Source organism: Xanthomonas hortorum pv. pelargonii, from assembly GCF_024499015.1.
Lineage (GTDB): Bacteria > Pseudomonadota > Gammaproteobacteria > Xanthomonadales > Xanthomonadaceae > Xanthomonas > Xanthomonas hortorum_B.
This window is the reverse complement of the sequence record NZ_CP098604.1, coordinates 4,596,560-4,609,952: the sequence shown is the minus strand read 5'-3', so window position 1 is coordinate 4,609,952 and position 13,393 is coordinate 4,596,560. Positions and strand designations below refer to the sequence as shown.

The 13,393-nt window shown below is 64.3% G+C and carries 11 protein-coding genes; 4 read left to right on the top strand and 7 right to left on the bottom strand.

Going from position 1 to position 13,393, the window contains the following annotated elements:
- Nucleotides 1-2 precede the first annotated feature (2 nt).
- The 5 genes from NDY25_RS19730 to NDY25_RS19710 all read right to left on the bottom strand — a co-directional run bounded on the left by NDY25_RS19730 (nt 3) and on the right by NDY25_RS19710 (nt 6,786).
- On the bottom strand, nt 3-1,640 hold the full coding sequence (locus tag NDY25_RS19730) for a glucoamylase family protein (protein ID WP_168957426.1): 1,638 nt from the start codon (nt 1,638-1,640) through the stop codon (nt 3-5).
- Nucleotides 1,641-1,740: 100 nt separating this feature from the next.
- Nucleotides 1,741-4,719 carry a TonB-dependent receptor gene (locus NDY25_RS19725; protein WP_168957425.1) on the bottom strand — a complete coding sequence of 993 codons (2,979 nt, stop codon included), beginning with the start codon at nt 4,717-4,719 and terminating at the stop codon, nt 1,741-1,743.
- A 154-nt stretch (nt 4,720-4,873) separates the two neighbouring features.
- A complete protein-coding gene (locus NDY25_RS19720; RefSeq protein ID WP_168957424.1) occupies nt 4,874-5,896 on the bottom strand; it encodes a LacI family DNA-binding transcriptional regulator in 1,023 nt (340 codons plus the stop codon).
- 324 nt (nt 5,897-6,220) lie between these two features.
- Entirely contained in the window at nt 6,221-6,490 is a 270-nt protein-coding gene (locus NDY25_RS19715; protein ID WP_104550822.1) for a BolA family protein, read from the bottom strand.
- Nucleotides 6,487-6,786, bottom strand: a complete 300-nt coding sequence (locus tag NDY25_RS19710) for a YciI family protein (protein WP_256627635.1) — start codon at nt 6,784-6,786, stop codon at nt 6,487-6,489. Before NDY25_RS19710 ends, NDY25_RS19715 begins: the two co-directional genes overlap by 4 nt.
- A 368-nt stretch (nt 6,787-7,154) precedes the next feature.
- Between NDY25_RS19710 and NDY25_RS19705 the strand changes: the two genes are divergently transcribed.
- From NDY25_RS19705 to NDY25_RS19695, 3 genes are read left to right on the top strand one after another with little or no spacing between them, the layout of a single operon-like run.
- The gene (locus tag NDY25_RS19705; RefSeq protein ID WP_023904160.1) at nt 7,155-8,060 is read left to right on the top strand and encodes a segregation and condensation protein A; all 906 of its coding nucleotides are present in this window, start codon (nt 7,155-7,157) and stop codon (nt 8,058-8,060) included.
- 13 nt (nt 8,061-8,073) lie between these two features.
- Nucleotides 8,074-9,036 carry an SMC-Scp complex subunit ScpB gene (scpB, locus tag NDY25_RS19700; protein ID WP_168957422.1) on the top strand — a complete coding sequence of 321 codons (963 nt, stop codon included), beginning with the start codon at nt 8,074-8,076 and terminating at the stop codon, nt 9,034-9,036.
- On the top strand, nt 9,029-10,666 hold the full coding sequence (locus NDY25_RS19695; protein WP_256627634.1) for a pseudouridine synthase: 1,638 nt from the start codon (nt 9,029-9,031) through the stop codon (nt 10,664-10,666). The genes scpB and NDY25_RS19695 overlap by 8 nt, the downstream gene beginning before the upstream one ends.
- 394 nt (nt 10,667-11,060) lie before the next feature.
- Here the strand turns inward: NDY25_RS19695 and NDY25_RS19690 are convergent, their stop codons facing one another.
- Nucleotides 11,061-11,498 carry a hypothetical protein gene (locus NDY25_RS19690; RefSeq protein WP_006452110.1) on the bottom strand — a complete coding sequence of 146 codons (438 nt, stop codon included), beginning with the start codon at nt 11,496-11,498 and terminating at the stop codon, nt 11,061-11,063.
- Nucleotides 11,499-11,663: 165 nt separating this feature from the next.
- On the opposite strand from NDY25_RS19690, the gene NDY25_RS19685 reads away from it, so the two are divergent.
- Nucleotides 11,664-12,434 carry a glutaminyl-peptide cyclotransferase gene (locus tag NDY25_RS19685; protein ID WP_168957420.1) on the top strand — a complete coding sequence of 257 codons (771 nt, stop codon included), beginning with the start codon at nt 11,664-11,666 and terminating at the stop codon, nt 12,432-12,434.
- Between the two features lie 93 nt (nt 12,435-12,527).
- Here NDY25_RS19685 and NDY25_RS19680 read toward each other — a convergent pair whose 3' ends face one another.
- Nucleotides 12,528-13,328, bottom strand: a complete 801-nt coding sequence (locus NDY25_RS19680; RefSeq protein WP_168957419.1) for an amidohydrolase — start codon at nt 13,326-13,328, stop codon at nt 12,528-12,530.
- Nucleotides 13,329-13,393: the final 65 nt, after the last annotated feature.

Below are 13,393 nucleotides of genomic sequence, written 5' to 3'. Positions count from 1 at the left end.
GATTACTCGGGTTTGGGGCGTTGCGAGGAGTTTTGCCGCTGCGACGGATCCTGCTGGGCCTGGGCGGCGGCGGCACGCGACTCGGCCATGCCCAGCGAGCGGGCAGCGGCTGCCTGCTCGTCCTTCTTGGGCAACGGCTGCGGCTCGCCTTCGGGGGTGAGCCAACCGCCGGTGAAGCCGGCGCGTTCCAGACCGGCGCGGATGTAGGGGTTCTTCTTCATCACCGTCCAGACGAATTCGTTCTGGTAGTTGGCGATCATTGCCAGGATCGGACCCTGGTCGATGGCGATGTAGTCGCTGGCCACCCAGCCGCGGTCCGGCACCATGCGCCCGGTCTTGAGCGGGATGTCGTAATTGAAGCTGGGGTTGAACGAATCCAGAAAGCCGTAGCTGGAATACAGGAAGTCGCCGTAGCGCTTGTGCATTTCTTCGGCCGCCGGAATCACCACTTCGGGTGCGAACACAATGGAGGAGATCGCCGCCGACGGCACGATGGTGCCGTCGTCGAAGTTCTCGCGCAGGCCGGCGCCGCGCGAGGAGTAATGGCGGAACTGACGCTGCTCGCCACGGTATTCCTGGCTGGTGTTCTGCGGGCCGTCGCCGGCGGTCAGGCCCCAGACGTTCTCGCCGTAGTCCTTCCACTTCATCGGATTGTCGATGGCGTAGTCGCGCTGCGCCAGCGTGGCGCGGCGGCTGTTGAGGAAGTAGTCGATGCCGCGCTCGCGCATGTACTGGTCCTGGATATCGCGGAAATCGATCCAGACGTGGCTGTATTGGTGACCGAACAGCGGGCCGAAGGACAGGTATTCCTGACCCTGGTAGACGCCCCAGTCGTTGTTGTAGGTGCGGGTCCAGCTGGTCCACGCCTCGGCATCGACGCCGTGGGTGGGCGAGCCGAGCGCGAGGATGTACAGCATCATCGCTTCGTTGTAGCCCATCCAGTCGTGGTCGATGAAGCCGCTCTCGGGGAACCAGCCCATCGAGATCAGCGGTGCACGCTGCTGCAGCCAGCGCCAGTCCACACGCTTGTACAGCGTGTCGGCGATCTGGCGGATTTCTTTTTCGCGCGGGTCCTCGCCGTCGTAATACGACTGGGTGAACAACACGCCCATCATCAGCAGCGCGGTGTCCACGCTCGACAGCTCGACCCAGCTGTCGTACCGGTTGCCCTGCTGCATGTCCAGGAAATGGTAGTAGAAGCCCTTGTACCCGGCCCTACCGGTCCGCTGCGGCCCCATTGGCGCATCGCGGAAGAATTTCAGTGTGGTCAAGGTGCGGTCGATCGCCTGATTGCGGCTGATCCACCCATTTTCGATCCCGATCGGATACGCGGTCAGCGCAAACCCGACCGACGCGATACTGGCGAACGGGCGCGACGGAAACCGATCCGGTGCCAGTCCGTTGAGTTCGTTGGTGGTGTCCCAGAAAAACTGGAAGGTGCGACGCTCGATGTCCGAAAACAGCGGCGGCAACGGCGGTTTGACCGGCTTGGGTGGCAACTGCGCTTCCACCAGAATGACTTTTACCGGCGCCTTCTTTTCGGCCACCTTGGGTTCCTCGGCCTGTTTGCATGACGCCAGTACCAGCGCGCCCAGCAATAGTGGAATCGTCAACCAACGCGAAGTCCTGCCCCTGTTCATCCGCCCCCCACTTGTGTAATCGATTACATCTCGCACGCCAACCTACCCTATCCAGGCGCCGAGTTCGACCGCCCTGACACTGCCAGGGCGGTCGAGTACCTCACCAGTTCAGGCCAAAGGCCAGACGGAAGGTACGCATCGGCGACGCCAGCACACCGGTTGGTGTGCCGTAAGCCGTGTTCAAGTCTTCAAGTGTCCCGGTTTCGCCGTTGAAGTTGGCGTAGTTCACCCAATTGAACACGTTGAGGATATCCGCACGCACGTTGAATTTGACACCGCCACCGGTATCCCATTCTTTATTGGCCGCGATGCTGAACTCCTTGTAGCCCAGCGTGCCGTCCGGCTTGAACTGGACGATGTAGCACTGGTCGTTGCCGGCCACGCAATTCTGGCCATAACGCGCGGTCTGGCTGGCCAGCGACAGCTTGCCGGACAGCTTGATCTCGTACGGCAGCTCGTAGATGCCGGTGACCACAAGACGGTTCTTGGCGATACCGCCGGCCTCACGCCAGCCGTAGTCTTCCACGCGTTCGCGATCCAGTGCGTAATGCTCGCCGAACTGGCGGTTTTCCTTGGCATCGGAAAAGGTGTAGGCCACGGTCAGGCCCCAGCCGGATTCCTCGTCATAGGGCTTTTCGACCTGCAAGGCGAGTTGGTTGTTGCGGGTTTCCACGCCATTGGTGCCCAGCACGATGGCGCTGTAGCCATCGGGACCATCGTTCGGCGAGCCGGAAGTGGTACCCGGCTGGAAGAACGAGCCGTCCGGCAGACGGTTGCCGCGCACGAACGCGAAGCCGTCATGACTTTCGATACGGCTCAAGGTCACATCGGTGTACCAGTCCTGGCCCCACAGCGGCACCATGTTGCGCATGCCGATGCTGTATTGGTCGGAGTACGGGGTCTTGATGTTGTTGTCGATCAGGTAGACCTCGCGACCGCCGCCGCCGGTGCTGTTGGCCGTCAAGGTGTTCAGGCCTTCCTGCGTGCTGTAGGCCGGATCCCACGCGGTGCACGGGTCGCCCAGGCAAGCCGGGTTGTTGGCACTGGTGAAGTAGTAGCTATAGGAGTTGAACGAGTTGTTGAGCTGCTCCAACGCCAGGTAATCGAAGATGTTGCGATCGTACGCACGGCCGGCACCGCCGTAGATCACATGCGCCTGATCGCCGAACAGATCGTAGGAGGCACCCAGGCGCGGCTGCCAGGCGTTCTTGAACGCCTTGCGGTTGTTGCCGGTGCTGATGAAGTCGTTGATGTTGTAGTTGGCGTTTTGCAGGTTGGGCCAGTTCTGCAGCGCACCGGCGACGTCGGAGGGCGTCACGAAGTCCAGAAACGCCGGGGATTCTTCGTAGTCGTAGCGCACGCCCAGGTTCAGGGTCCAGTGCTCGTTGACCTCCCAGTCGTCCTGCAGGTAGATGCCGTACTGCTTGTTCTTGGACACCACCGAGCCGCCGCCTTCCACCAGCGGCGCACCGAAGCGCACCCGATACGGCGTTTCGACGTCGCTGAGGATGTTGTAGTAGTACTGCGGGTTGGCCGGGTTGAACTGGGTGGAGTTCAGATCGATGCTCTTGAACTTCACGCCCATCTTGACGGTGTGCGCGCCGTGCCATTCCAGGCTGTTCAAGGTCAAATCGTCCTGGAACGTCCAGCCCTTCTGGCCCTTGCGCTGGAAGCTGCTGCCCGCGCCTGCGGCGAGCACGTCGGTCTCGTTACCGCGGTTGGGCGTGTAGCTGAGCACGTAGCCGGTGCCGTTATTGATCGGGGCCTGGTTCCAGAACGCGCTCTCATAGCTGAGGTTGGCCTCGTTGAGGAAGTTTGCACCGCTGTACTGCCAGCGCAGGTTGGCGCGCTTTTCTTCCTGGCCGTTGATGCTGCCGTGCTCGAGGGTCGAGGTGCCGCCGACATCGTTGAGCTCGTCTTCCTTGCGGTACTTGCCGCTCAGCTCGAACAGGTTGTTCTCGCCGATGGTCCAGTCGATCTTGGCGAAGTACAGGTCTTCCTTGAACGGCGTGCTGTAGGTGGCCACCAGCGGCTGCAGCTGCGTGGGCAGTTGGTCGATGCGGTCGGAATAGATCGAGCCGGGGATCACCACGTTCGGGGTGGTGTATTCCTTGGCCTCATAGGCGATGAAGAAATGCGCCTTGTCCTTGAGGATCGGGCCGCTGAAGGTCGCGCCGTACTGGGTTTCTTCGAAGTCGTCGCGCACACCGGCACGCTTTTCCAGCGGGCTCTCTTCGCGCCAGCCGTCGTTGCTGGTGTCCCAGAAGAAGCTGCCGTGGAAATCGTTGGTACCGGACTTGGACGAAGCCACGATGGCCGCGCCGCTGACCTGGTCGAACTCGGCCTTGTAGTTGGAGGTGATGACCTTGTACTCGCCGATCGCCGACTGCGGGAACGGGTTGCCGCGGCTGGAATCCTGGCCGCTGACGCCGCCGGTCAGCACATAGTTCTTCTGGCTCACGCCGTCGATATAGACGTTGGTGCCTTCGGCCGAGGTGGCGCCCGAGCGCACCTTGGTGGTGCCGTTGGCATCGCGGGTGAACTGTACGTTCGGCACGGTGTCGGCCAGTTCCAGGAAGTTGCGCGTGGCACGCGGCAGGTTCTGGATCTGCACGTTGGAAATATAGGTGGCGTTTTCGGAGGTGCGGGTTTCCACCAGCACGGGCGGAGCCTTCACCTGCACCGCATCCAGCGTGGTGGCGTTACCACCGTCGGCCGTGGCAGGTTCGCCGCCGACGCCCAGGTTCAACGTGGCGGTCTGGCCGACCTGCACGGTGACGTTCTGCGAGGTGGTCTGGCCGTTGGCGGTGACGTCCAGGCGGTACGAACCCGGCGGCAGGCCGCCGAGCGAATAGCCGCCGTTGCTGACCTGCACGCTGCGGGTCAGGCCGGTGGCGAGATTGGTGGCGGTGACCTGGGCCTGGGTGGCAGGTGCGGAGTCGACGGTGACCTGGCCGCGGATGGTCGCGGCAGCACTCTGCGCAAAGGCCGGTGCGGCGCCCAGCAGCAGGCAACTGGCCAGGGCGCAGCTGAGCAGCTTGCGCGCCGGACTGGCGGAATAAGGGTTGTGGTGGCGCATTGGTCCCTCCAGGGATCGGTACAGAGTGTTGTTGTGGCGTTGCGGTCTTGCAGGAACGACCGCTGCGGGGGCAGCGGGAGCGGACAGAACGTCCGCGAAGAGGTCAGTGGCCAGACAAGCAGGTCAGGACCGAATGGATCAGCAGCGACTGGAGTCAGAGGCCAGGCTCGCCGGCACCGCAGGAGGCGCGGATCACCAGCTCGGGCGTCAGCCACTGGCGAATGCCGTCGTCGTGACCGGTCTGCTCGACCAGCCGCATCAGCCGGGTCATCGCCTGCCCGCCCAGATGCGCGATGCTGACCCGCATCGTGGTCAGTGCCGGATGGACGAAACGGGCCAGCGGAATATCGTCGAAACCCGCCAGGGCCACATCGCCGGGCACCGAGACATCGGCCTGCGCAAACGCGTACAGGCAGCCCAGCGCGGTCATGTCGTTGGCGGCGAACACCGCATCCGGCAACGTGCCGTCGGCCAGCATCGCCAGCCCGGCGCGGTGACCGGAGGCCTCGTCGAAGTCGCCCGGATATTCCAGACCCTGTGCTTGATCGCCATGCGCGGCGATCGCATCGCGGAACCCGCGCAGGCGTTCGCGCGCATCGAAATTGAGCGCCGGCCCGCCGATGAAGGCGATCCGCCGATGGCCGGCGCGCAGCAGATGCTCGGTCATCGCCACAGCGCCGGCATGGTCATCGATGCTCAGCACCGGGTAATCGGCACCGGGCAGATGCGCATTGATCAACACCGTCGGCAGCGCCTGCGGCAGGTTGTCGGTGAGAAAACCCGGCTGCTCGGCGTAGGGAGACAGCACCAGCAAGCCGTCCACGCGTCCGCGCATGGACTGCAACGCCCTGCCCTGCGCTTCCGGGTCGCCGTGATAGCTGGACACCAGCAGATGCTGGCCGGCGGCGCGCGCCGCACCATCGATGCCGCGGATCAGTTCGGAAAAGAATTCGCCGTACAGATCCGGCAGCACCACACCCAGGGTCTGTGTGCGTCGGCTGCTGAGGCTGCGCGCCGCCGCATGCGGGCTGTAGCGCAACCGCGCGGCCACTTCCTGCACCAACTGGCGCACCGGCCCGGCGACGTTATCGTGCCCATTGAGCGCACGCGACACCGTTGCGACGGAGACCTGTGCTTCCCGAGCGACATCTTTGATGGTGACCGCACCATTGGCCATTCGTGTCGCCCTCCGCGACCGAGTTCCCAAAACTGGCGCGGACTGTAAGCGTTTTCATATGAGGGCGTAAACCCCCATCTTCACATCAATGAAAACGCTTACAGATCAACTAGCTGCAAGTGATGAATAGGTGAAAGATTGTGCTGCGTCGCAACAATCCCGCACTGTCGTGTCCACCAGCGAAGCACAACGTGGATCACGGTTGGGGCAGTTTGTTCCGCCATGTCAGGGGACAGTCGACCCCGTAGGAGCGCACCTGGGCGCGACGGGCCTTACCGATAACCCCTGTCGCGCTCAGGTGCGCTCCTACGACGGCTGACCTGGTTACCCGGCCTCACCAGGCGCAAACGCCTCGATCGACAAGGCATGGATATCGGTCTGCATCATCTCGCCGACTGCGGCGTACACCGCCCGGTGGCGCGCCAGCGGCGCCTTTCCAACGAACGCGGCACTGACCACGCGCACATTGAAATGCCCGCGCCCATCGCGCGCGCCGGCATGCCCGGCGTGGCGATGGCTGTCGTCCACCACCTCCAGCTCGCTCGGCGCCAGGGCCGACTGCAATGCGGCGCGGATCCGCTCGACCCGGCTCATGGCAGCACCCGCCGGAACGGGCGGACCTCGGTGCGCACATAGACGCCCGCCGCCACATATGGATCCGCATCGGCCCAGACGCGCGCCTGTTCCAGCGATTCGAATTCGGCAATGACCACGCTGCCGCTGAAACCGGCCGGACCCGGATCCTCGGCATCGATGGCCGGGCATGGGCCCGCCACCAGCAAGCGGCCGGACGCCGCAAGCGCCTGCAAACGTGCCAGATGCGGCGGTCGCGTCTGCTGCCGCGCGGCCAGTGCGTCGGCCTGGTCATACCCTTCGATTACGTACCACACACGCCACCTCGCCAAAGACTTGAAGATCACTGCCGGAGATTCTAGCCGTGTCAGCGCTGGACACCGCCCCCGCGCACGCATTACCCTTGGCACCACTGCACACGCAACCGGACACAGCGGCCCGTCGGCCCAGGCCCCACGCCTCACTCGACGACCGATTCGCTGCCTACCACCGGCCCGTGTAGACGACCTCCTCGCTGTTCCGTCGCCGCATGCCACGTGGCGCCTGTTTTCATGTGGATTGGCGTATGTGGATTTGTGGGATCGTGCCGGCACAGGCGCGACATTAGATTGCAATTACTCAAGGCAAAGCCCTGCAGGCGCGGCTCAGACCGCGGCCGGCGACCGTAACACCCGATGTCGACCTGATGAATTCCGAACTCGCGCACGACGCGAATCCGCCAGCCACAAGCGCGCCGCCACAGCAGCAGGAAATGCCGCTGGCGGTGGTGCATGGGCAACCGGTGCTGCAGATCCCGCAGGATCTGTATATTCCGCCGGATGCGCTGGAAGTCATCCTGGATGCCTTCGAAGGTCCGCTGGATCTGCTGCTGTATCTGATCCGCCGCCAGAATCTGGACATTCTGGATATCCCCGTCGCCGAGATCACCCGGCAGTACGTGGACTACATCAATGTGATGCAGGAGCTGCGCTTCGAACTGGCGGCCGAATATCTGGTGATGGCCGCGATTCTGGCCGAGATCAAATCGCGCATGCTGTTACCGCGCCCGCCCAGCCAGGAAGGCGAAGAAAACGACCCGCGTGCCGAGTTGGTACGCCGGTTGCAGGAATACGAACGCTTCAAGCAGGCGGCCGAGGATCTGGATACCCTGCCCCGCATGGGCCGCGACAGTGCGCCGGTACAGGCGCATCTGCCCGAGCGCGCAGCTGTCAAGCTGCCGCCGCCGGTGGAACTGAAAGAAATGCTGATGGCGCTGTACGACGTGCTCAAGCGCGCCGAGCTGTTCACCGGCCATGCGATCAAGCGCGAGGCGCTGAGTGTGCGCCAGCGCATGGGCGATGTACTGAGCCGTCTGGACGATGGCAAGTTTTACCGTTTCGAATCGCTGTTCACTGCCGAAGAAGGCAAGCTCGGCGTGCTGGTCACCTTTCTGGCGCTGCTCGAATTGGCCAAGGAGCAGTTGCTGGACATCGTGCAGGAAGCGCCGCTGGCGCCGATCTACGTGAAGTCGCTGGCGTTGGGCAATACCAATGCGCCGTTGCAATTCTCCAGCGAATTCGACGACAGCGATGCCGCCAACGAACCTATCTGAAGCCGATCACCGAATGGATCAAGCGTTGATCACCCGCATTATCGAGGCCGCCCTGTTGGCGAGCAGCCAGCCGCTGACGTTGGCGCAGCTGCAGGGCTTGTTTCCCGAAGAAGAGCCGGCGCCGCCCGGCAGCGTCGAGCGCGCGCTTGAACTGTTGCGCGAGGGCTGCGCCGACCGCGGCGTGGAACTGGTCGAGGTGGCCTCTGGCTTCCGCTTCCAGGTCAAGGCCGACGTGCATGGCTGGGTTGCCCGGCTGTGGACCGAACGCCGCACCAAGTACACCCGCGCCACGCTGGAAACCCTGGCGCTGATCGCCTACCGCCAACCGATCACCCGCGGCGAGATCGAGCAGGTGCGCGGCGTGGCGGTCAGCAGCAACATCATCCAGGCCCTTGAAGAACGCGAATGGATCCGCGTGGTGGGTCACCGCGACGTGCCCGGCAAGCCGGCCCTGTTCGGCACCACCAAGGGGTTTCTGGACTACTTCGGGCTCAAGCGATTGGACGAGCTGCCGCCATTGTCTGAGTTGAAGGACATCGCCGAGCTGGAACCGCAGCTGCCGCTGGACCGTGATGGTCAGCTGGATGGCGCAGTGCCGGCATCGGCGGCGATGGATGCAGCGCTGGGTGAGACGGATGCCGATGCGGCAGACGCGGACTCTGATGGCGACAGCACCGATGCCGAATTGGATGAAGAAACACACGACGCCGGCGATGCAGACAACGCCGCCGACGCCGAAGACCCGATCGACGCAACACCGCAACACTCCGAGCATGCCTCGGCGCAGGACCAGAACACGTTGGACCCAGACGACGCCCGTGAGGGCGCCCCCGACACCGCGCCGGGCACGCGCGCGGATGCAGTGAACGAAGACGAAGACAACGCCGTCGCGACGACGACCGTGGCTGTTGACGAAGCCGATTCCGACCCAGAGGCCGACCCGCAACGCGTCGGCCGGAGCCAGACACATGAGTGACACCCCCCGCAAGCTGTCGTTGAACAAACTCTCCCTCAAGCGCGACAGCGCGCCCGAAGCGCCCAAGCTGGAAGAGCGCCTGCACAAGGTGCTGGCCCAGGCCGGCCTGGGGTCGCGCCGCGCGCTGGAACAGCGCATTGCCGATGGCCTGATCAAGGTCAATGGCGCCGTCGCGCAGACCGGCATGTCGGTGCGCAGCGGCGACAAGATCGAGCTGGACGGCCGCAGTTTCGTCGCCAGCGCGCTGACCGAGCCCTCGCGCGTGCTGATCTACAACAAGCCCGAAGGCGAAGTGACCACGCGCGAAGATCCCGAAGGCCGCCCGACCGTGTTCGAGTCGCTGCCGGCATTGAAAGGCTCGCGCTGGATCGCGATCGGCCGCCTGGACATCAACACCACCGGCCTGCTGCTGCTGACCACCGACGGTGAGCTGGCCAACGCGATGATGCATCCCTCCTACGAGGTCGAACGCGAATACGTGGTGCGCGTGCGCGCGCCGGAAGGCGAAGACAAGGTCTCCGACGCCATCATCGAGCGCCCGTCGCGCGGCGTGCTGCTGGAAGACGGCGGCGCCAAGTTCGACGAGATCGAGCGCATCGGCGGTACCGACTCGCACGACTGGTTCCGCGTGGTGGTCAAGGAAGGCCGCAACCGTGAAGTGCGCCGCCTGTGGGAGTCGCAAGGCTGCCAGGTCAGCCGCCTCAAGCGCAGCCGCTACGGCAAGATCTCGCTGCCGCGCGAGTTGCTGCGTGGGCAGTCGGTTGAAGTGGCGCAGGAAAAGGTCGACGCCCTGCGCGCCGAACTCAAGCTGGAAGAAGGCGCACCGTCGGCACTGACGCTGCAGCCGGTGATCGGCCAGCGCCGTGCGGCCAAATCCACCGTGCACGTCTCGCGCGATGGTCGCAGCAACGCCTACGTCAACGGCCAGACCTCCGGCGCCGATGAAGGCCGCGAGCTGCGTCGTTTCGATAACCCGCGTGACGATCGTGGCGGCCGTGGTCGCGGCAAGCCCGGCGGTTTCAAGGGTGGCCTCACAGTCAGCGGCGAAGCGGCCGCGCGGCAGTCGCAGCAGCGCCCGTTCAAGCCGCGCGCGCCCGGCAAGGGCGACCGCGCGTTGCCGGACGGCAACCCGGCCGCGTTCCGCAGCTGGTATGTGCCCGATGGCGTGAGCACTGGCCCGAGCGGCCACCGCAACGCCGGCCCCAGCGGTCCCGGCACCGGCCAGGCACGTCCGTACGCCAAGAAGGGTCCGGGCGGTGCGCGTCCGGGTGCAGGCGGCCAAGGTCAGGGTCAGGGGGGCCGTGGCGGTGCTGGCGGCGGCGGTGGACAAGGCCAGTCGCAGGGTCAAGGCCAGGGTCAGCGCAAGCATCCGTACGGCCACCCGGGCAACGCACCGAGCTTCCCGTCCGACCACGCCAACCCGGGTTTCAGCCCGTATGGCGCGGCACGTCCGGCAGCGGGTCGCCCGACCGGCGCACGTGCAGGCGGCCCCGGCGGCAACCGTGGACCGGGCGGTAATCGCGGTCCCGGTGGTCCGGGCGGCGCTCCACGTGGCCCAGGTGGTCCGGGTGGTCGTCCGCCGGGTGGCGGCAACCGTCGGCCACCAGGTGGCGGCAATCGCGGTCGCTAAGCTACAAGACGCGCAATAAAAAAAACGGCCCTGCGAAGGGCCGTTTTTCGTTTTCGCTTGGATCATGTCTGCTTGAATCACGCTATACATCGAAGTAAGCGCAAAAATATTAACTGTGGCTCGCACCAGCGAACCGGCACGCGAGGCAGCTTTAGCGCGGCCAACAAGTGATCTGCGGCTTGGCTGCAGGGTCCTTGCCCGCCCACCATCGCAGGACACGCCGCAAGTACGTCCGTGTAGGCTCTTACGCGGCATCCATGCCGCGTAAGGTCCCGCGACGGTGGGCGGGCAAGGACCGGTCGAGATGGTCGGTATGCGTAGTTACGAGCAGTGCGTGTTGCACGGCCATCCGATGCGCTTGTTCAGTGCCGTCTTCAGCGCGATCTGCTGCTTCTTACTTGCGACGCTCGATCACGAAGTTGCCTACATTGACGCCCAGATCCACGCCCTCGCCCGTTCCGGCCAGAGCCAGCGAAATGTCGCCCTTGGTGACGACCTGTGCGGTGCTGGATTTGACGATGCCGGCATGCGCTTCGGCAGCTGCGTAGGTGCCGAGCAGATCATTGAGGCTGTAGGCGCCGCTGAAGGTGCCGCGGCCGCCGGTGATCTTGGACTTGCCAACCGTCAGGCCACCGCCCTTGCTGGAAATCTTGACCGGAATCACCGCGCCGTTGTCGCAGGTGATGGTGCCGGTGCCGCTGGCGGTCTTGTAGAACACCGACCAGCCTTCCAGATTGAACGACAGTTTGCAGTCGATGTTGCCTGCAGCCTGGGCCTGCGGTGCGAGTGCGGCAGCGCCCAGCAGCGCGAACAGAGAAAGCGACTTGATCATGTGGGCATTCCGGTCGATGAACGTGGCGCTGAGCCTAGCAGCGCGGGCGTGGCAGTCGCGACAACCTCCGGGCATCGCACAGGCGACCGTTCAGCGAATGATTGCCACTGCCACCGGGCATGCCCGCTGCTGCAGGAATCGCCTTGCGCATGGGATGATTGCGGCATGTTGCGTACCGCTCACCTCATCCTGCTGACCGCCCTGCTGTTGCCGTCTGTGGCCATTGCCGGCGAGGCCATTCCGACCCAGCGCTACACCGTGGTGAAGACCTATCCGCACGACACCGGCGCGTTCACCGAGGGCCTGTTCTATCTGGACGGGTATCTGTACGAAAGCACCGGGGAACTTGGCCGTTCCAGCGTACGCAAGGTCGAGCTGCACACCGGCCGCGTATTGCAGCAAGCCACGACACCGCCGCCCTACTTCGGCGAAGGCATCGTGGCCTGGCGCGACACGCTGATTCAACTGACCTGGCGCAATCAGCAGGGCTTTGTCTACGACCTGGCCACCCTCACGCCGCGTACGCGTTTTGCGTATTCCGGCGAGGGCTGGGCGCTGACCAGCGATGCCAGCAGCCTATACATGAGCGATGGCAGCTCCACCATCCGCCGCCTCGATCCGGAGACGCTGCAGCAGGTCGGCAGTATCAAGGTCACCGCCAGCGGCAGGCCACTGGACAACCTCAACGAGCTGGAATGGGTGAAGGGCGAGTTGTTGGCAAATGTCTGGCTGACCACGCGCATCGCACGCATCGACCCGGCCAGCGGCAAAGTGGTCGGCTGGATCGATCTGAAGGCACTGGTGCCGGATGACCAGACACTGACGGATCCGGCCAACGATGTGCTCAACGGCATCGCCTATGACGCCAAGCACGATCGCCTGTTCGTGACCGGCAAGCATTGGCCGAAGCTTTATGAAATTCGGCTGGCTGAGTAGCCGGGATTCGGGATTGGATATTCGGGATTCGGAATTGGCGTAAGCGACATTGGCGCAGGCAGCAGCATGCCCGCAGTTGCGAATCCCTAATCCCTAATCCCTAATCCCAAAAGTATCCGCATCCAGCATCGCCGGAAAGCGCGCGCGATGCTCGGCCAGCGCCGACGCACTGATGGTGGTGGTGACCACTTGCGGCCGCTCGCGAATTTCCACCTGCGGCTGGCCCAGGAAATCGATCACTGCGCTATCGCCGGCGTAGTGCAGCTGATTGCCATCGATGCCGACGCGGTTGACCGCCGCCACAAAGCACAGGTTCTCGATCGCACGCGCGCGCAGCAGCGTCTTCCACGCATAGGCGCGCGCAGACGGCCAGTTGGCCACGAACAATTGCAGATCGAAATCCATCTGGCCCGGCCGCTCGACATCGTAGCGATTGCGACAGAACACCGGAAAACGCAGGTCGTAGCAGACCTGTGGATTGATCCGCCAGCCCTTCCATTCCACCGTCAGGCGATCGCGCCCGGCGGCATAGCGCAGATGCTCGTTGCCGAAGCGGAACAGATGGCGTTTGTCGTAGTACTGCAGCGCGCCATCCGGGGTAGCCCATAGCAGGCGGTTGAACACGCCCTGTTCGGTGCGCACCTGCACGCTGCCGGTGACGACTGCACCCAGCTGCGCGGCCTGCGCGCGGATCCACGCCACCGTGGGGCCGTCCATGCCTTCCGCCTTGAAGATGGCATCGTTGGAAAACCCGCTGGTAAAGGTCTCCGGCAGGATCACCAGATCGGTCTGCCCGGCCAACGGCTCCAGCAGCGCGCCGTAATAGTCGCGATTGCCGGCCGGGTCGTGCCAGCGGGTGTCGCCCTGGACAAGCGAGATGCGGAGGTCGTGCATGGTTGAGGCTCGGGAATGGAGAATCGGGATTCGGGAATCGGACGGCGAGTTTTCGTGCGGCTTCA